General features: G+C 50.0%; 10 protein-coding genes. 6 read left to right on the top strand and 4 right to left on the bottom strand.

Features of this window, described 5'->3' with window-relative positions; genetic code table 11:
• Positions 1 to 76 precede the first annotated feature (76 nt).
• Positions 77 to 676 (top strand): dihydrofolate reductase family protein, encoded by a 600-nt coding sequence (locus B5M13_RS08905; protein WP_080055346.1) that lies wholly within the window; start codon positions 77 to 79, stop codon positions 674 to 676.
• A gap of 96 nt (positions 677 to 772) precedes the next feature.
• Positions 773 to 1,180 (top strand): VOC family protein, encoded by a 408-nt coding sequence (locus B5M13_RS08900; RefSeq protein WP_080055345.1) that lies wholly within the window; start codon positions 773 to 775, stop codon positions 1,178 to 1,180.
• 77 nt (positions 1,181 to 1,257) lie between these two features.
• Here B5M13_RS08900 and B5M13_RS08895 read toward each other — a convergent pair whose 3' ends face one another.
• The 4 genes from B5M13_RS08895 to B5M13_RS08880 all read right to left on the bottom strand — a co-directional run bounded on the left by B5M13_RS08895 (position 1,258) and on the right by B5M13_RS08880 (position 16,243).
• Positions 1,258 to 4,134, bottom strand: a complete 2,877-nt coding sequence (locus B5M13_RS08895; RefSeq protein WP_080055344.1) for a M14 family zinc carboxypeptidase — start codon at positions 4,132 to 4,134, stop codon at positions 1,258 to 1,260.
• A gap of 28 nt (positions 4,135 to 4,162) precedes the next feature.
• Positions 4,163 to 6,298, bottom strand: a complete 2,136-nt coding sequence (locus B5M13_RS08890) for a S9 family peptidase (RefSeq protein WP_080055343.1) — start codon at positions 6,296 to 6,298, stop codon at positions 4,163 to 4,165.
• 262 nt (positions 6,299 to 6,560) lie between these two features.
• Complete coding sequence (locus B5M13_RS08885) at positions 6,561 to 13,739, bottom strand: SdrD B-like domain-containing protein (RefSeq protein ID WP_170061104.1); 7,179 nt, start codon at positions 13,737 to 13,739, stop codon at positions 6,561 to 6,563.
• A 584-nt stretch (positions 13,740 to 14,323) separates the two neighbouring features.
• Entirely contained in the window at positions 14,324 to 16,243 is a 1,920-nt protein-coding gene (locus B5M13_RS08880; protein ID WP_080055341.1) for a M14 family metallopeptidase, read from the bottom strand.
• 247 nt (positions 16,244 to 16,490) lie between these two features.
• On the opposite strand from B5M13_RS08880, the gene B5M13_RS08875 reads away from it, so the two are divergent.
• From B5M13_RS08875 to B5M13_RS08860, 4 genes are all read left to right on the top strand, one after another.
• Positions 16,491 to 17,408: a hypothetical protein gene (locus B5M13_RS08875; RefSeq protein WP_080055340.1), complete on the top strand. Its 918-nt coding sequence runs from the start codon at positions 16,491 to 16,493 to the stop codon at positions 17,406 to 17,408.
• A gap of 107 nt (positions 17,409 to 17,515) precedes the next feature.
• Complete coding sequence (locus B5M13_RS08870) at positions 17,516 to 18,727, top strand: parallel beta-helix domain-containing protein (RefSeq protein ID WP_080055339.1); 1,212 nt, start codon at positions 17,516 to 17,518, stop codon at positions 18,725 to 18,727.
• A 3-nt stretch (positions 18,728 to 18,730) separates the two neighbouring features.
• Complete coding sequence (locus B5M13_RS08865; RefSeq protein WP_080055338.1) at positions 18,731 to 19,768, top strand: SO2930 family diheme c-type cytochrome; 1,038 nt, start codon at positions 18,731 to 18,733, stop codon at positions 19,766 to 19,768.
• Positions 19,769 to 19,905: 137 nt separating this feature from the next.
• Entirely contained in the window at positions 19,906 to 20,127 is a 222-nt protein-coding gene (locus B5M13_RS08860; protein WP_080055337.1) for a hypothetical protein, read from the top strand.
• The last annotated feature ends 67 nt before the right edge of the window (positions 20,128 to 20,194 follow it).

The following is a 20,194-nucleotide window of genomic DNA, read 5'->3' as shown; positions in this document are numbered from 1 at the left end:
TTGCCGCATTTTCCCCATAAAAAACCATTATAAGCACCCTATCTTTGCCCTGTAAACAACAACTAATTCTATCAAAATGAGGAAGTTAATTTTATTCATGCATGTATCGCTCGATGGCTTTGTATGCGGCCGAAACAATGAACAGGACTGGATGACGCTGGACGACCACGAGATGGGCGAATTTATGGCGTCCGACTTCCAGAAAACGGTCGATACAATGCTTGTTGGCCGGGTGCTGTACGAAGGTTTCGCCAGCTTCTGGCCTACCGTTCCTACTATGCCCAACACCCCGCCCGAACTGGTCGACTTCGCTTACTGGATGATCAATACGCCTAAGATTGTATTCTCCAAAACGCTTCAAACGGTTGAGTGGACAAACTCCCATTTGGCCCAGCACGACCTTGCCGAAGAAGTTGCCCAATTGAAGCAGAAACCCGGTGGCGACATCATCGTATTTGGCGGTGCTACTCTGGTCGCGGCCCTGGCCGAGCAAAACCTGATTGACGAATACCGAATTAAACTGGAGCCGATTTTGCTGGGCGCGGGTAAGCCCCTATTTGCGCAAATCCAGGATCGGATCAAGCTAAAACTAACCAAATCCAGAGCGTTCAGTTCGGGCGTTGTTGGACTTTATTATGAGGTAGACCGACCAGCTTTAGACACTGAGGTACAGTAAACACAGAGATTATTGTGGGATCGATCACTGACGTGCTGTCGGTTATGAGTAATCGACAGAAGCGTTGCAATTCTCAAAACCGAATAACAACATACGATGACACAAATCAATCCTTATCTGAACTTCAACGGCAACTGCCGCGAAGCCATGACGTTTTATAGGGAGTGCTTAGGGGGCGAACTGAATCTGCAAACGATTGGCGAATCGCCCATAGGTGACCAAATGCCTGACGAAATCAAAGAAAGGATTTTACATGCCGGTTTAACCAAAGACGGTAACCTGCTATTAATGGGGTCGGATATGATGGGCTCGGGCCTGATCGTTGGGAATTCAGTTACCTTATCGATCAATTGCCGTAGTGAAAAAGATATCCATCAGTTTTTCAGCAAACTTGCCGAAGGCGGACAGATCAGAGACCCGCTTTCTGATATGTTCTGGGGCGCTCTATTCGGATCCCTTACCGATAAATTTGGTCTGAGTTGGGTATTGAATTGTAATAGATAGAACGCGGCCTTTTAGGGCGATATGATTTACACGGATCATAATCGCCCTAAAAGGCCGCGTTCTACATCCTATCTATTCTATTGCCCACTGACTTTCCCGGTCGAATTCGTCTTCTCCGCCGTTGCGGTTGGACTAGCGGACGTGCCCAGATGATTCCAGTTGATGAGCACGTTCCAAACCAGTGGTGCATCGTGGTGATTCAGGAAACGGTGCAACGGATCGAACGTAAACGCCACAACCCGGCCAGCGCCGACCGGAACGTTGAAAATACCACCATGCCCGATAATGGTCTGCTCATTCCGTACCATACCTGAGAGCACATACGGCTCTTCTTTTTTCGGGGTCGCAGGTTTAGCCGTTTCTTTCACAGGTTTTTTATCGGGCATTCCCATGATAGCTCCCTTATAGTCTTCTTCATCTTTGAGGGGTTTGGTTCCGTACTGCATCACCATCATATCCCGATTGGCTTTTTTGGTTTGCAGTAAGGGAGCAATACCCCGGAAAATCGGGAAGGTTTCGGGAAAGCCGTACATGATTGGGCTGTCGGGTTTCCGGTTTTTTACCGTTACGATAGAGCCTGGATGGAATAGAGTTGGCGCGCTGGCCTGGTCCAGATCGCGGGTGATACCCGTTTCAGCAATCATGGCTGAGGAATTATCCAGTGTAATCAGTACGCCACCCTGCTCAACAAACTTTTTGAGGTTATCGACGCCGTCAAAACCAGGTCCGCCGGTAATGTCCGTTGTTGCATCGGGAAAACCATGCGACGGGAATTCGGGCGTTTTGGTAAAAGGTAATGGCCCAAACCGCGAGTCGATTTCATGAATGAAATTGGTGGCCGAACCGCGCATTCGAGGGATTAGAATCACATCGAATTTCTTCCGAAGATCCCCCGCTTTCAGGTGGTCTTTGTTAATGGACGTGTAGGGAATACCACGCTGCTCAAATGTATACCGCGACCATCCTTCATCCTGAGTATTATACCAACTGTGGTAGATAGCCACGCGTGGCAGGCTAACATCGTGTTGGCGTACCGACACTCCGATTGTTTCTGGATTCGTTTTTGTGGCCTGTAAATCAAGACCAAACTGGCTCACCAGCTTTTTAGATTGATCGACAGTCAACCCTTTGAACACCACTGAACCGGCCGCCAGTGTATCTTTAATGCCTTCCAGGGTGGTTTTGGCATCCAATACGACGGCTTTGGCCTGTTTGCCCTGCCCTTTCAGCCAGATCAGCGCAGGTAGCAGGTTGTTCTGGCCTTTGTAATTCAGCACGTAATTGACACCCTCACCGTCGATTTTGCCACCATAGTTCACGTTCTCGCTAATCAATTTCAGATCGCCTGTAGCGTACTTCACACTGTCTTCGGCTTTCACGTCAACGCCATACAAATACCCCAGCGTCCAGGCAATGTCGTCGTAGGGAGGAAATTTGGCTTCCTTCGGGTAATTCTGTTTTGTAAGCAGCGATACCGCCAGATTCCGATATGGCTGATTGAGCAACACCACATAATCGCCCTGATTTTTACCGGATTCGGCTTTATGAACTTCAATGTCCTGCGCCCGAAGCTGATTGACCAGATAAGCCGCCATAGCCGGATCACGCTGATCTTTGGGGATGACAAAGGCCCGTGGTTTTTCTTTGGTGCCTTTCCGAATGTTATTTAGCCCTTTCTGGTAAAAATTCTTCAGCAGCATCCGACTGTTGGTGGCGCCATACGACAACGACGCCAGCACACCCGCCTGCATGTAGTTGATACCGTTCCGGTACGACCAGTATACTTTTTCTGTAGCCGGATCAGGCCGATACCATTCTTTTGAGGTAACATCATCACCAGCATATTTCTGATTGGCCAGATCGCGCAGATAGGTATTGGCTCCGGCATTTCCGAAGGTTTCATAAAACCGCCCGGCCGCATTGTGGTTGTTGGAAATCCAGAGGGCATAGCCCGGATACCAGCCATCGTAAAACGCCCAGGTAAACACGCCCGGAATGCCCTGTGCTGCCAGGGAAGTAATATCGTGGTTGGCCATCGTCTGCCATTCGCCAATGGTAATCGGGTCGATGGTTTCGTTATAAGGCCCCGTTCCAGTCGAAATGTAAAGCAGGGGAACCGATTCGTGTAAATCCAGACTGACGGTTGGGTGCCAGTCGTAATAGATTTTGAACATGGCTTTCGTAATGGCCTGCGACACCTGCAACCCATCGCGGTTGTTGTCGTGATACACATACTTACCCCAGTACGGTGGCGATTTCGGAAAACCATCGTCATAGTCCTTGCGGGCTTTGGTGTAGCGATAATACCAGTCGACCTGTCTATCCCAGCCGTCAGGTTCCGATACGGGATTGATAATTACAATGATGTTATCGCGAATGGTTTTGATTTCGGGGGTCTGGCTGGTGATGAGCCGATAAGCTAACTCCATCAGCATTTCCGGCGACCCCATTTCGGGCGAGTGCAATCCACCGTTGAGGTAATAGACCAGTTTGGTATCGCCCAGTATCTTCTCGATGTCCTGATTGCCTACTTTACGCGGATCGGCCAGCAGAGCGAGTTGTTTTTTGTAATGATCGAGCCGTTTCATGGCATCCTCACTCCCGATTGCCACCAGTTGAACCGGACGACCTTCTTCGGTCGTACTCACCTGCTGCATACTGATGTTGGGCGATGTCTGCGTCAGTTTCTGGTAATACCCATAAATCTCAGCAGTCCGGTGAATGACACCCGGCGTGCCAACAATCTGTCCAAAATGCTTGAGGGGCGAGGGCACCTTGGGATCGTCGGGCAGATTCAGAACGGATGCTGGCAGAAACCGCTTATCCGTCGTATATTCTTTGATTTTCTGATTGTAGGTCTCATCGACGGACTGCGCCCGAAGTGCTACCTGACCCATTGTAAGGCCTGTCAGCAACAAAGCTGCCACCCTTCGTTGGTTGGTAAAAAATTGCATGAGTTTGTTGATTGGTTAAGAACTGAAACTACTGCCTGGCTTTCATAAGCTTCCGTTTAAAATAGTCGGCGGTAGCGTTGCCTATTTTGAGGGCATTGGTATGCTTCATCCAATGGTGCGTATCGTCGGGAATGATGAGCGTTTCCATCGACACACCCTGCTTTTCGAGCCGACGAACCAGATCGGTACTTTGGCTGACCCGAACATTACGGTCGTCGTCGCCGTGAATAATAAGTACCGGTGATGTCCAGGTACTGACCGATGAAATGGGCGATGATTGATACACCAGTTTGCTGGCAGGTTCGAGATCGGGGATTTTTTCGAACCGCATGGCGCTAGGTGCTTCTCCCCCACCAGCACCCCGTTGCGAACTCCAGTCGTGAACCCCGTGAATGTCGACTCCAGCCACAAAGAGCTTAGAGTCGCGGGCGAGGGCCAGTGCGGTCAAGTAGCCGCCGTACGAACCGCCATAAATGCCAATGCGAGCGGCATCGACCTGTGGCTGTTCGGCCAGCCATTGCGCCCCTGCTTTCACATCCTGATACTCTGAGGCCCCCAATGCACCCCCATTGGCAGGCTGATGAAATTCGTATCCATAGCCAATACCTAGTCGATAGTTTACAGATAACACGACAAAACCCTGACTGGCCAGATACTGGTTGATGGCGTAGGAGTTGGCGTAATAATCGGAGTAATTCCAGCCGAGCAGCATCTGACGAGGAGGGCCACCATGTACGTAGATGATCGCGGGTTTCTTACCCGAACCACCCGCAGGCTCAAACAGTTGCCCATGCACGGTCATACCATCCGGTGCTTTGTATACGACCTGTTTGGGCGTTACTAACTGATTCTGAGGAAACGTACCCGGAATCAGATGCTGTCCCAATAGTTTAGGTGTTCCTTTTGTAAACGCCATCACGGCCGGAAGCGGTGGCCGCTGTGCGGTCGCACTGAACATCGCTACTGTTGAGCCATCGCCCGTAACGACAGGCATCCACTCCAGACCCGAACCCGGTGTCAGCACGTCCATAGCGGCCTTATCGACAGGCACGCGAACCGCATGACGACGATCAATATCTAATTTATCAGGACCCGTATTGGCGCTGAACAAAAGCCATTTGCCATCGTGACTCAGCGTGATGTGCTCAGCCATAAACGTTCCGGGTGTCAGCAGCAGCGGTGTTCCACCGGTTGATGGTACTGAATACAGATGAGGCCAGCCATCCTGATAGGACAGAAATACGATCCGGTCGCCAGCGGCCCAGTGCAGGTTATAACCGCCATGCGTGGTAGGAACCGAACCGGCCAATGTTTTAGGAGCCTGCCAAAGCTGCGAAGCCAGGCCGGTAGTCGCATCGGCCGTCCAGATCGACCACGGACGGTGACGGCGGGCCATAATAGAGTCGGGAGCACCACCCGTACCGGATGTACGCACAAAAACCAACCGCTTGCCATCCGGCGACCAGCGGGGCGAATCGTCTCTGGAGAATGAAGGCGCTATCCAGGTTATCGGTGTTTTTTCGTCAGTAAACACCCCAATGAAAGCGTGGTCTCTGCGGTCGCAGACAAACGCCAGTTTCGATCCATCGGGCGACCATTCAGCGGAGCCGTTGGTTCCTTTGGCACTAAACATCACCTTTGCCGTACCTGCTCCATCGATGGGTGCTACCCAGATTTGTCCGCCCTTCACAAACGCAATTTTGTCGCTTTTGGGCGAGAGCATCGGTTCATCTCCCTCGGCAATGGCTTTAGGCTCGCCACCGGCAAACGGAATCGTCCAGATTTGTACTTTAGGCGCAACGGGCGATGCCGTCGTGTTGACCGGAAGTTCATCATCCCAGTTGGAACCATGATCTCCCCCACGCACATACACGACCCATTTGCCATCGTCCGAAATCGATAGGCTGGTAATTTCCTGCCCGTCATCGTCATTGTAATTGGTCAGCTTGCGGGGTGTAAAATCTGGTCCTTCGGCTACGTATACGTTACGTTTACCCTGTTCGTCGAATGCCCACGCAATACGGGAACCCTGCGCCGAACTGGTCAGACCACTTGGAAACGGATAACTTTTAATGGCTTCCAGCGTAAACGATTGTGCGCTGATCAATACGGTTTTTAAGAGGAAAAAGCCTGTTACCAGGCAGAAAAAGGTACACTTTTTCATAAGACTGCGAGAAAGAAGAGAAGAATGCGTTGGATGAGTAAGTTCTGGAGACTCAAGTAACCATTTTATTTCCTAATCTCCTCGATCGAACGAATAAAATTCTAACAATCAGCCCTATTGTACCATTTTACAACGCTAAACAAACCAATAGATCTATACTAGAAACTGCCTTAGATGGCTTTGGCTGATTATCTTCCCAGGAGAAAACAATCAGCCAAAGCCATCTAAGGCAGCCTAATTAGTTTATGGCAATCGTGGTGGATTAATGACCTCCCCTCACAGGGCCTTTAGTCTGCCGGATTACCAACGGCACACATACACTGGCCGGGCATCCACAAACGGTTGGTGTCATCAATACCGTCACATCCGTATAACATCCATTGCTGTTATACACCCGAATGGTATAGCTCTGAGTCGTGACAGGATTGGCTAGATTCGATACGATTACACCGTCGACGGGGATGGCCTTGGTAGCCCCCGACAACGTTGCTGATGCATTGAACGTGTTACCCAGCGAATACTGATAGGTATACCCAGCCTTAAACTCACTCAGGACAATCTGGCCATTGGTCTGAGCTACATTACCGACACAGGTAACGGGTATAGCAACCGCCTTGAACGTTGGCAAGGTATCCTCTTCTACGATAAACGGACAGCAACTAAAGTCAGAGCATTGTCCACTGCCTCCATCGGCTACTAGTGAGTACGTACCTGCGGCTGTCACACTCAGTACATTCGTAGTGGCTCCAACGATCTCAACGCCATCGCGATACCATTTATAACTGGTACGTCCGGCAGCTACGACCAGTTCAAAGAGATAACTGCTACCCTGACATACCTTAACCGGAATCGATGTACACACCTTGGCGGTATCGCCCGGAATGGTAGCCACGTTGTACAGAATACCCGAACTATCGGCTTTAGCCTGGAACGTCAGCGATAGGCTTTGACCGGGTGTAAGGCTCGATACGGTCCAAAGGCTAACCGGATTACCCTGTGTAAATGTAGTGCCGATTGGAGCTGATGCTGAATTGGCTACATAACTCAGACCAATGGTCGTTGAATCCCGAACCGTGACGTTTGTAGCCGTCGTTGATCCAGTATTCGTCAGTACCAGCGTGTAGGTAAGGGTATCTCCCTGTTTCGCCTTCGACTTATCGACCACTTTGTCTAACGTCAGTACCGGTGGCAAGGCGTAATAGCCTGCATCCAGTGTCTGGTTAAACTCACCCGGCGCCAGCGTAACCGATTCGGTCTTACCCGTAACCAGATTCGCATTGGAATCTTTCGTCCGATCGGTACCGCTGTACGGTGTAGTAGCCGTATAGCCTGCTGGCGCTGTAAACCCGACCACATACGAGTTGGAGCTGCCTGGTGTCAGGCCGGTGAAACTGTAGAAGCCACTGGCGTTGGTTACCGTTGTTGCCGACGCTACTCCGTTGACGTACAGAATAGCGGTTACCCCCTGAATGGGTGGTTCGCCGAAGTCCTGTATACCATTTTTGTCCGAATCGAGCCAGACAAAATCGCCCAGGCTAGCAATGGTGGCTGGTAATTCAGGAGCAATATAGCCTGCATCCAGTGTCTGGTTAAACTCACCCGGCGCCAACGTAACCGAAGCCGTTTTACCCGTAATTAGGTCAGCATCACTGTCTTTGGCCTTATCGGTACCACTGAGCGGAGTTGTAGTTGTATAGCCAGTAGGTGCCGTAAAACCGACTGAGTAGCTGAAGCTACTGCCGGGGGTGAGGCCAGTGAAGGAGTATAGACCACTCGCATCAGTAGCCGTCGTGGTAGAAGCCACACCATTGATGAATAAAGTCACGTTTACCCCTTCGATACCGGGTTCTATACCATCCTGAATGCCATCCTTATTCAGATCAATCCAGACAAAGTCACCCAGGCTGGCAAGAGCAACTGTACAGGAAGCTGGTGCTGTATAGGTAACTGAAGCGGAGCCGCAGGCAGTAGCTGACGAAAGTACCGATACGGTATGCACAGCTTCGTCCGAATTCAGTCCGCTAAGGGTGTAACTCACTGGACCATTAGCCGACAAACTCACGACGGTGCTGACACTACCAACCGAAATGGTGAGCGATTGCGTGCCTGTGGCATTGGTGGCCGCTACCGTACCTGTCAATGTATATTGATTGGTAGCGGTATTACACTGCCCCGGCGTGGCGGTGGCCGTCAGAGAACATACAGGGGCGTCACTGATGCCAATGGTGAGTGGCTGGGCGTCTGAACAGCTTTTTGCATCTGTCACCGCTATGGTAAACGTAATCGTGCCGCTGGCCGTAGGTGTTCCCGAAATCACACCTGTACTACCGTTCAGCGTTAGACCAGCTGGCAGACTACCCACGTTTGTAAAGCTTAACGTACCCGTACCTCCACTGACCGTGAGCGTCTGACTATAGGCTGTTCCTACCTGCCCATTTGGCAATGAAGCCGTGGTGATACTGGTCGAACAAACCGTACAGGCAGTTGGGGCCGTATAGGTCATACTGGTTGTTCCGCAAGTGGTGGCCGACGAAATAACGGTTACGGAATGTTCAAGCCCATCCGATGGAATACCTGACAACGTATAACTCACCGGACCGTTGCCGGTCAGGCTCAACACCGTACTGACTATAGCACTTCCATTCAGAAGATCGGTAATGGTCAACGACTGCGGACTTGCCAGATTGACAACTGCATTGGTAGACGATACCGTACCCGTCACCTGATAAGTATTGGTCGCCGTATTACATACGCCTGGCGTAGCGGTAGCCGTTAGTGAACAAACGGGTGCGCTACTTATCGTCATGGTAAAACTTACAACAGTCGGGCACTCATAATCATCGTTGATAAAGCCCGTGAAACTGAATGCGCCCGTGGCCGTCGGTGTGCCGCTGATAACCCCTGTGGAGCCATCGAGCGTCAGGCCGTCAGGTAACTCACCGTTGGTGATGCCAAACGTATAAGGAGCCAGCCCGTTCAACGGAGTCAGCGTTTGCGAATAGGGCGTTCCGACCTGTCCGTTCGCTAACGTGATGGGGCTGTATAGGATCGTTTCGCAGGCTACCGACAGCGTTAGCGGTACAGTGGCCGTACAGGATTTCGCATCCGATACCAGAATGGTTACGGGGAAGCTTCCGTTGGTCGTTGTCGTGCCCGAAATAACTCCTGAGGTGTTGTTCAGTACCAGTCCGGGGGGGAGGTTGCCACTGGCGATGGTAAAAGTCAGCGGAGCCGAACCACCCGTCGTACTGATCGTCTGGCTATACGGACTACCGACCGTCGCTGAAGCCAGAGCTGTAGTGGTAATGGTCAATGAACAGACCGTACAACTGGCCGGTGCAGTATAGGTTACACTAGTAGAGCCGCAGGCTGTAGCACTACTTACCACCGATACCGTTTTGGTCAGCCCATCGGAGTTTAGCCCTGCCAATGTATAGCTCACCGGGCCATTTCCCGTCAGGGAAACAATCGTGCTGATACTACCGACCGAAACCGTCAATGACTGCGTAGCCGCTCCATTAACAACTGCATTTGTAGCCGAGATAGTACCCGTTACCTGATAAGTGTTGGTCGCTGTATTACACACCCCTGGTGTCGCCGTAGCAACTAATGCGCATTCGGGTATCGCATCAATGATAATGGTCAGCGGCTGGGCATCCGAACAGGAGTGCGCATCGCTCACATTGACCGTGAAGTTTGCAGTGCCACTGGCCGTTGGAGTACCCGAAATAACGCCACTGGCCGACAGTGTCAGGCCATCCGGCAAAGTACCGGATAATGCGTAGGTGTAATCGGCTAGGCCGCCACTGGCGGTAAGCGTTTGACTATAGAATGTTCCCACCTGGCCGTCAGGCAGGCTGGCCGTCGTGATACTGGTGGAGCAAACCGTACAGGCAGTAGGAGCCGAATAAGTCGTGCTGGCCAATGGATCACCACTCAGCGTGGCGACTACCGTGTGGCTGGCTGCGTTACTGACACCACTTACCGAGAAACTAGCTGTAGTCTGTCCAGTAGTTACAGTGATGGTAGTCAGACTGGTTCCATTGTCGGTGATAGTGAGCGTACCCGCCACGACATTACTCATGGAAACGGTGCCCGTAGCCGTGTAATTATTCGTCAGAGTGTTACATACAGGCGTACTGATCGATACAAGTAGCGCTGGTGGAGCGATGGTACAGGAAGCTGGTGCCGCATATGCGGCCGTAGCAGATCCACAACTCGACAAATTCACCGTTACCGTAAAACTGGCCCCGTCGGAAATTAACCCGGTCAGTGAATAGCTGGCCGTTGTTGCATTAGGAGCGATATTCACTGTGGTACTTACTACGCCATTAGTAACGGTAGCCACTCCGCCGGATGTATTACCGGCCAGGCTGATGGTCCCGTCGAGCGTGTATTCATTAGTCACACTGTTACAAGCCGTTGGCGTAGCGGTAGCCGATAAGGAACAGCAGTTGGTATATGGCAACGATGTTGTAAGTACCGTGTAGCAGCAGGGGCCATTGTAAACCACAACACTATAGCTCTGTCCACTCGTGCTAGCGGGGTTGCTTAGCCCAGTAAAACTAGCCGCCGAAGCGGATACAGGCTGACTACCGGTAGCTGTATACGAAGGGAGCACACTGTTGGCCACGGCCAGGAATACCTTATCGGCGTTTTGAATACCTGATACAGTAATGTGAGCATTATTATTTGCTGTACCCCCATTGCAGGTAGCTGCCGTAACCGATACACTGGCTACTGTCGTTGGCAAACAACTAAAGCCAGCATCCAGATTATGGTTAATGTACCCGGCATTGCCCGTTGTGAGGCTAATAACGGGTGCAGTTACCCCGGCCACGGTTTCAATGAGCGCGTCTGAATCATTCAGGTCACTGGCGTTCGTCGTGGCGCTGTTGGCAACGGTTACTTGAAGCTCACTTCCGTTCACCGTCAGAATACTATTATTGAATTGGCCCGCTCCAAATACCAAAGCATAAGCTGTATTCGGAAGCAGTGTTGTATCGGCGCTGGTGCCCAGCCAGGAGCCCGTCGTTAAGGCAGATTTTGACGAGAAATAATATTCACCGTTCGCATTCGTCGTCGTTGAGGCAATTTTGGTCGTTCCTTTATATAGATCAACCTGGACACCCGACAGCGACTTTTCGCAAGGGTCCTGAACGCCATCTTTGTTGGTATCGACCCACACCCGGTTACCGATTTCGATTACTTCCAGCAAGTCGCAGTTTAGTTCAGGTTCGCCCAGACCACTTGCTTTTGCAAAAGTACCGGGCGCAGTACTGGTCGTATAAACAATAGCCGCACCTTCAGCCTTCCCCGTTTCGTTATTCCAGTATTTAACCCCACCCGAATTGGCAATATTGGCAACCGGGTCGATGGTAGCCCCAACAACGTGTCCGCTTCCAAGTCGTAAGGCTAAACCACCCAATACAAGTTCGGTGTGGGTGTATCGGTTGCCACTTATATAATTATCATCATAAAATTCACCAAAACCTGGCCCCTGGTTGTTATCCACACCAACACCCGTGTATGGGCCTACCTGCCCATTATTTTCCAGGATGTAGGAACCATTGGAGTAATAGGCCCGTAAAATATCGCCAGCGGCTGGGTTTACTGTATACAATTGCGTTTCCAACAGATCGGGGCTGTAGTTATTGTAACCACCCTGAAAACCGGTCCGGTCGGCAAAGCCTAACACCATTGACCCATCGACATCAAAATCAATATCGGCCAGAATAGGTTGCGGGTGAACCAGGCTTTTGTAGGATGCCGTAGAGGTCGCAATCACCAGATCACTGAACGTATCCGTCCAGGGATACCAGCCAGTACTATCGGCTCCCGCCTGCCCTGCCGAGTTCAGCGGAGAAATACCGTACCCTTTCGGATAAGTTAATGGGAAATCGAAAACAGGGGTAAATACAGATGTACCGGGATCAAATGCATATACATAAGCCCGCAGTTTAGATTTGCTCTTCGAGTCGAAGGCATCGCAGACGGTACCGACATATAACTTGTTGTTATAAATGTGTAATGCCCAGGGCCGCGACTCTCCGCCTGCACAACCCGGATCAGGAATCGCATACGATTTTACATCTGAATTGGTGGGCAGCGTGCCTGACGCATTGTAGGCTGAAATATCAATGCTGTATAGTTTTTTGTCGTTCAGGTTAACGAACCAGAGTTTCTGTCCGTCTTCAGCCACTTCCAGCCCGCCTATCCCAACTTTACCGATAAGCGGAAATACATCGGGGTCATGGCTCGGCTTAGTCAGATCAGCCGAAAGGCCACGACCAGCAGACCCATTTTCAGGCACTGAAGCAGCCCCCACATCAACCCCCAGCGTCGTTACATCAATGAACCCTTCTGTTATCGTAGACGATTTGGTGTGGGTTACATAGATACCCCCAATTCCCAACGGCCCCAGCCCTGAATGCCGGTGCAAGGTAGCCGCCATGAAAATATCCTTCGTAAGTCGGTTATAACCAAGTCCCCATACTGTGCCTACCTGGCCAGCTTCCGCCCAATGGCTCATTCCTGTAGCTCCTGTTGTGCTTTCGTCGTAGGGAAAACTAACTACAGCCGCAGCACTGGCCGAAAGAGCCGAGGTTGCTACGGGTGTGGTCGGATTCAACGTTAATGGATCGCCATAGGTGTAGCAGGGAATAAAAATCTGGGGATCGGTCTGACAGTACAGATAGGGGTTAGCAATACCCAAATCGACCGAGCACATGGCCTGATCGACAAATTGTACGTTCGAATGACTATTGGAACCATAAATAGTCCCCATATCATTGCCTGCGGCTGTTCTAAACTCGACCCGCACCGGATACTTTACAGTAGTGGATGTAAAAACATATTTCCCAAACTGATCGGTTACCACTGGGCCATATTTAACCCCGTCGCAATCGAAGGCCGTAACAGTTACACTGGAAACCCCCTGTGTTTCGGTTGCCTGTTTAATCCCATCGGCATTAAAATCCCGAAAAACCGTTCCACCCAACTGCGTACCTGTACAACTTGTTGGTGGGCAGGCAGCCGGAATAGCGTATGTCTGGCTGGCCTGACAACTGGTATTGCTGGCAAAGTGAGCCGTTATGGTACCCGTACTAGCCCCTCCGCTTAAGGCAAGCTCAAATGCGACAACTTGTGGAGAGACGATTTTCTGAGTGCCCGTAATAACGATGGTAGAAGGTTGGGGATAAGTAATGACCGAAACCCCAGGGATGATCGTTCGGCTTTGTGTCCCCGTTGTTACTACAATGTAATCGCCATCAGGTGCATTCGTCCAGCCAACTTCGACGCTCACAGTTGCTTTGCTCACCCCACTGACAGAATAGCATCCCGATACGGTGGGGGCCAATGTAATCGAGCATTGCGCTTTGGCGAATCCAATAGACGTTAGTAAAAGCGCTACTAACAGGATTAGCCTATGAGAAGGCATCACTCTGGCTACATGCGCGAAGAACTTAAATGTTGCTCTGGGAAATATAGTATTTCCTGAAGCAGGAATTCTCCCACCTAGAAAGTTGTAGAAATTAGACATACATTAAGCTGATATAGACAAATCAGGAAGAATAGCCAACCAGAAACCAAAAAGTATGCCGCGTGCAATGGGTTATATATAAAGTAGCAAAAATTAATTACAAATCAGGCGATAATCAGGCTATTTCTTTAAATTACATGTACATATATTTATATAATATCGACTACCCAAAATTTGTGCCATACTGAATAAACAATAACATCTACTTAGTAAAACTCAATTGATAATAAATTAATATAATTGTATCTTTATATAGATAACCAATTTAGTCATATCTGCACAAAAGAATAAACCCCTATTATCTTATACAGCTTTACCTTCTCGATGGCTACGTCGAAAAGGTAGCAATTGCATAAATAAGGGTCTCAAAGTTGCTTTAGTACGGAAAGTAGAAACATTTATACATACCAATGCCCCGGCTGGAGGTTGGCGAAAAATTCATCAACCTCCAGCCGGGGCATTGGCACAATTTGATTCACCAATTACTTTCCAATTGTAATCTCCTTCTCTGTGTAGCCACCACGCGTAGAGAGTAACTTGATTTTTGCCTTGACTGGGCCTGACTGATTTAGTTTCACCCGGAAGGTAGCCTCTTTCTTCTCGCCCGGTTTTGTATAACCGGCATAAACCGTTTTATCGAACAAAGCTGGCTGGGTAATGATGACTTTAGCCTCTTTGAACCCTTTCAGCAATGCTTTATCGAAGTCGAGCGTAACCCGATCCTCCTGCACCATTTTTACCCGTTTGGCCTGTTCAAGGGCTACGGGCAATTTACCGGAGTTCGTCCAGGTGGCTTTCACTTCATACTCATTATCGGCCAACGGTTTTACGGTTACGTCGGTCAAGTCAATTTGTGGTAGTTCTTTGGCCATGGCCAGATTAAAGAGTGATTCTCTCGAAATCCAGTTTTCCAGTTGCCAGGCTGGGCCATTCTGCGCGAAGAACTTAGGATGAAATCCGCCGATTTCAACGGCTCCCAACTGCGGATGAGTGAACTTGGTCCAAAGCTTGAAGCCCTGTTTTTTATTTGCTTCATCGTCCCACATCAGCCCATCATATTCATCATAATCGCCGTCGCCATCGTAGTCTTTCATGGCTCCCCCATTCCAGAGTTCATCGCCATACCAAACCGCCCCGTACTGAAAATAGCCAAAGTCGGGGCCGTGACCAAAAAGAGGCTCTGGCTTGGAAGGGTCGCCCGTCAGGCGGTTCACTTTGTTGCGGGTATTGTACACATCGTACACATCGCCCGCCCAGGGATAGTGCGTGAACGACAAGCCCAGGCTATCCATATGCTTGTAAATCGCCAGATCGGGTGGAAACATACTTTCGGCGCTGGACGAAGTGGAGGGTGGACGCAGGTGCATCGGTACGCGGGTATCCATCGAGTTGACGACCGTAATATTCGGATGCCCCATCAGCCAGACAAACGTGGCCCGCGTTTCGGGTTCACTGAGCGGGAATTCACTGGCACCGCCCTGTGTGTAGCCTCGCCCGGTGAAATCTCCACCCTGATCGGGTCGCCAGTTTTCGGGATAGTTCCGGTGATTGTCCAATCCGCCTATACCATCTTCATTGTATTTACCATCGCCGTCGTTATCAATGCCTTCGGTATACACCAGGTAATCGCCCTGACCAGCCTGCACCCGCTTCATCAACCGCCCCGTTTTATCTTTCGGATCGATGACATAATCGGCTTTTTCGAGTTCTTCTTTGGTCACGGCTTTTTTCCGAATCTGATAAATGATACCGTCGCCATCCAGATCATCTTCCGAATCTTCGTCCAGCAGGCCATCCCGGTCGTCGTCACGCGGGCGCATGGAACTGCGGTTGCGTTGCGCCGTATAGAGGTACATATTAGCCCCATCAGGGTTGTTTTCCGGACGCAGGTAGATCGATTTGGTATCCAGCAATTTGGTGATGGCAGGGTCTTTACCGTAGTTGTCGAGCAGGTGTTTGGTCAGCCAGAGTACCGCTTCGCTACTGGTTACTTCGCCACTGTGGCGTCCGCCTTCAAAATAGGCTGCAGGTTTGTCGGTATGCTTCCCAGTTTTTTTGTTGGTCAAGGTCATCTGCAAAATCGGGCGACCCTCGTAGCTTCTGGCCACTTCGTACAGATCAACCAGCTTGGGGTACTGTTCTGCCCATTTCCGGCACCAGCTATACATCACATCAGGTGTGTGATACCTGTCGAAGGTAAGCGTTGGCCCTGGCTCATATTGTACATCTTTGAACCGATGTTTTTTGAAATAACTAATCCCGTGTCGTTCTCCTTTTACGGTATACACTTTACGGGCTGTATCCTGTTCGGGCCATTTTTCTTCGATGCCATAATAGGATTTCTGGGCGTAGGCGGCTCCGCAAATAACTAGAGAGAGTAGTAATGTACTGATTTGTTTCATGGAAGAGAGGTTGTGATGAAGCAATATATTGATGATTTTGCGAAAGACGAAAACGAACGAATAATCCATACCCAAATCACATAGCTTACCAATTAATTCAACAGTAAATCCCTATTTTTTACCCTTTTCATCCTACGAATCCTTCTGAATAAATCCGTTGACCGCTCACGAAACGGTATAGCATCGATTTCGTTTTTGCGCCCGAAATCACGTATTTGCCTACTGACCCGTTCACTCCCTAACTCCAATGAAGTACTGGCTACACATTGCCTTCATTTCCGCTTCTTTAGTAAGTTGCTCAGACAAATCCAGTAAAAGCACATCGCCCGAAACACCTCGTTCAATCAGAGGGGCTACTGGTTCCGCACTATATGAAAACTCGGAAGCCTCATCGTTTCTGCTACTGAAAAAAGATAGCACACAAGGCTGGCAGTATCGAACAGATGAGACGACCTATAAAATTGTCTATGTGGCTCTGCAAGGAAAAGACACCCAGCACTACATGGCCAAATACCGAACCATTACCGACGGTGCTACTAGCCTGGAAGGCCAGACCCGTAGTATTCAGGTTTCGCTAAGTTCACTGGAAAACCCGGCCAAAACGCTGCTGACAGCCAAACACGATTGCGACGAACTCACCCTAAATGCCCGGAATTTTCAAACCGTAAAGCATGGTTGCTGTGGTAGCCTCGATCAGGTAAAGCTGTACGACTATCAGAATCGTCTGATTATTGAGGGCGACAGTAAAATCATTCCGGCCGAAGTACCCAACCAATTTACATTTTACCTGTCCTTTCAGGCGGGCGGACCAGACACAACCACCATCGGCACGGTGCATCTGAGCTACAGCCCCAACGAAGCGTATCATATTCAAGTTAAAGCCCGTAAGCCTGCATCGGAAAACTGTGCCCCGGTAGTTCCAGCTTTAACGCTCCGGTCGGCCAGCAAAAAGGATTTGTATAATGAAGGATTGAATCAGTATGACCTGTGGTCGCTGGAACACAGCACATCGCCCAGCCAACTTAACAACCTGACCATCCGGGCTAATTTCGACTGTGACCCAGCACTCGGTATCATCGATATTCCCATTATCAAGGGTCGCCCATTCGGGAAAGCGGAACCCAATCAGGTATACTGGATACAGGGAAAAAGTATAAATAAATAGAACCATATCGACGGACCGTCAGATTTTTATGATCTTTATACGTCGTTATGATCTGTGTAAATCATAATTATCATATAGATCCGTGTTCTATAATTTCCTGATCCCCTATGAAACTTTACCTCCTATCCCTCCTAGCCTGTTTGTGTACACAGCTAGCCTGGGCACAACCCACCGTACAGAAACGTTACCAGACTCAGTTGATCATGGCCGACAATGGCAGCACCATCGACCTCGATGCAGGTACCTTTACCTTTACGGGTAGCCTGTCGTTGCAGGACAAAAAGCGGATTGTGATCCGGGGCAAAGGTATCGACAAAACCATTCTGAGCTTTAAAGGTCAAACCGACGGAGCCGAAGGCCTGCGGGTTTCCAATGCCGAAGACATTGTAATCGAAAACCTGACAGTGCAGGATTCGAAAGGCGACGGCATCAAAACCATGAACGTGAAGGGCATTACGTTCCGAAACGTAAAGGTCGAGTGGACCGGCGCGCCCAAAGCCGAAAACGGCGGCTATGGCTTATACCCAGTTCAGTGTGACAATGTCGTGATTGATGGCTGCACAGCGATCGGAGCCTCCGACGCAGGTATTTATGTCGGCCAGTCGCGCGGTATCGTGGTCAAAAACAGCAAAGCATACCATAACGTAGCCGGTATCGAGATCGAAAACTCACGCAATGCCGATGTATTCGACAACGAAGCCTACGAAAATACGGGGGGTATTCTGGTGTTCGACTTACCCGATCTGGTCCAGAAACAGGGTGGCAACGTGCGGGTGTTCAACAACTACGTTCACGACAACAATTTCCCCAATTTTGCCCCCGCCGGGAATATCGTTGCCAGCGTGTCGGACGGCACGGGGTTGATGATTCTGGCCGCGAATAACGTAGAAGTCTTCAATAACCGATTTATCCATAACCAGACGCTGGGTACAGCCATCATCAGCTACCTACTCACCGAGCGGCCCATTACCGACAAAGCCTACTATCCCTTCGCCACGGGTATATCAATTCATGACAATGTGTACGAACGGAATGCTGGTCCCGTCAGCCAGCGCGGTCGTTACAATAAACTATTCAGTCAGGTCTTGAAACCAGGGCAGGACGTTCCCCATATCATTTACGACGGTATTGCTGATCCCAATACACTGGATAAAGACGGAAAACTACAGGCCGACAAGCGCATCTGTATCCGAAATAACAAGAATCAAAGCTTCGTCAATCTGGATGCCGGGCGTGGTTTTCAGCATGTTTCGTTCAATACAACTCCCTTCGATTGTCAGTTAGAGCCGATCAAGACATCGGTAAGCAACAACCGTTAAGCCATGCGAACGTGTTTAGTCTGGGGTGTACTGTTAAGTATTGGCTGGCTGATGCTAGGTAGCTGGCAAACCGTAACCATTCCCGAAAAACTATCGGATTACGGATTTTTCAAGGATAAGTTAGCCGACCAGCAACCTGCCGATGGGGTTGTACCGTATGCCCTCAATACGCCCTTGTTCTCCGATTATGCCGAAAAACTGCGGTTTGTCAAGCTGCCTGCTGGTCAATCAGTGGCCTATAACGACACGGCTATACTGGACTTTCCGGTGGGTACCACGCTGATCAAAACGTTTTATTATCCGAACGATTTTCGGAACCCCGACAAAGGACGTCGCCTGATCGAAACGCGGTTGCTGATTCATCAGTCAGAAGGCTGGAAAGCGCTCGATTACGTCTGGAACGAGGACCAGACGGATGCGCTGCTGGAAGTGGCGGGCGATACAAAAACAGTAAGCTACATCGATGCCAACGGGCAGTTCCAGCAACACCCGTTCGTTATTCCGAACCTGAACCAGTGCAAAGGGTGCCACAACCGGGCCGAAGTGATGACGCCTATTGGTCCCTCGGTCCGGCAGTTGAACGGCGATCTGACTTATGGGGATAAGCGACCTGAAAACCAGCTACGCCACTGGCAACGAACGGGTATATTAACAGGACTACCGGCTCTGGAAAAATGCCCGAAAACGCCCGTCTGGAACAAGCCCGAAACGGGTTCCATCAACGACCGGGCACGTGCCTGGCTCGACATCAACTGCGCGCATTGCCACAACCCCAAAGGCCCAGCCATGACATCCGGGCTCAACCTGAATTATTCCGAAAAAGACCCTACAGCGTTCGGCATTCAGAAAACACCCGTTGCGGCAGGACGCGGTTCAGGCGGACGCACTTACGACATCGTACCTGGAAAACCCGACGAATCGATCCTGATTTATCGCCTGGAATCGACCGATCCCGGTGAAATGATGCCTGAACTCGGCCGCAAAACTGTCCATCGCGAAAGTCTGGTGTTGTTGAAAGAGTGGATTAAAGCGATGAAGTAACTAGTTAGCCCATCAGTATTTTTCTTCAGCGGGCTTCACTTGATCCGACTTGTGCTGGTGCGTTCAGTTAGTTTTACACGAGCCGATTGGCTATCTTTACTTAGGTTTCATCCAGTACTATTATCGTTTTTTTACCTATGGACGTGCAATATCTTTCTGATGCCCAGGGCCGACATACGGCTATTGTGATTCCGATTGAGGAATGGAATACCATCACGGCCAAACATCAAGATTTGAAAGCCTTGGAAAAACCAAGCCGAAAACCTTCCGATTTTTTTGGGACACTTAGCGCGGAAGAAGGTAAAAAAATACAGGAATATATAACCCAAAGCCGTAAAGAATGGGACAGAGGTATTTAATTGACACTAATGCCCTTATTGCTGCAACTGCTCTTGTTCATGGACTAGCCCCGTTGACGCGAAACAC

This window comes from Spirosoma aerolatum, assembly GCF_002056795.1.
Lineage (GTDB): Bacteria > Bacteroidota > Bacteroidia > Cytophagales > Spirosomataceae > Spirosoma > Spirosoma aerolatum.
Note: the sequence above shows the minus strand (reverse complement) of the source record. Positions and strands in the feature narration are given on the sequence as shown.

Bases quoted from the DNA above. Each gene is read 5' to 3' on its own strand.
- B5M13_RS08860 (WP_080055337.1), top strand. From the start codon at position 19,906: ATGGACGTGCAATATCTTTCTGATGCCCAGGGCCGACATACGGCTATT.
- B5M13_RS08905 (WP_080055346.1), top strand. From the start codon at position 77: ATGAGGAAGTTAATTTTATTCATGCATGTATCGCTCGATGGCTTTGTA.
- B5M13_RS08890 (WP_080055343.1), bottom strand. From the start codon at position 6,298: ATGAAAAAGTGTACCTTTTTCTGCCTGGTAACAGGCTTTTTCCTCTTA.
- B5M13_RS08880 (WP_080055341.1), bottom strand. From the start codon at position 16,243: ATGAAACAAATCAGTACATTACTACTCTCTCTAGTTATTTGCGGAGCC.
- B5M13_RS08875 (WP_080055340.1), top strand. From the start codon at position 16,491: ATGAAGTACTGGCTACACATTGCCTTCATTTCCGCTTCTTTAGTAAGT.
- B5M13_RS08870 (WP_080055339.1), top strand. From the start codon at position 17,516: ATGAAACTTTACCTCCTATCCCTCCTAGCCTGTTTGTGTACACAGCTA.
- B5M13_RS08900 (WP_080055345.1), top strand. From the start codon at position 773: ATGACACAAATCAATCCTTATCTGAACTTCAACGGCAACTGCCGCGAA.
- B5M13_RS08865 (WP_080055338.1), top strand. From the start codon at position 18,731: ATGCGAACGTGTTTAGTCTGGGGTGTACTGTTAAGTATTGGCTGGCTG.
- B5M13_RS08895 (WP_080055344.1), bottom strand. From the start codon at position 4,134: ATGCAATTTTTTACCAACCAACGAAGGGTGGCAGCTTTGTTGCTGACA.
- B5M13_RS08885 (WP_170061104.1), bottom strand. From the start codon at position 13,739: ATGCCTTCTCATAGGCTAATCCTGTTAGTAGCGCTTTTACTAACGTCT.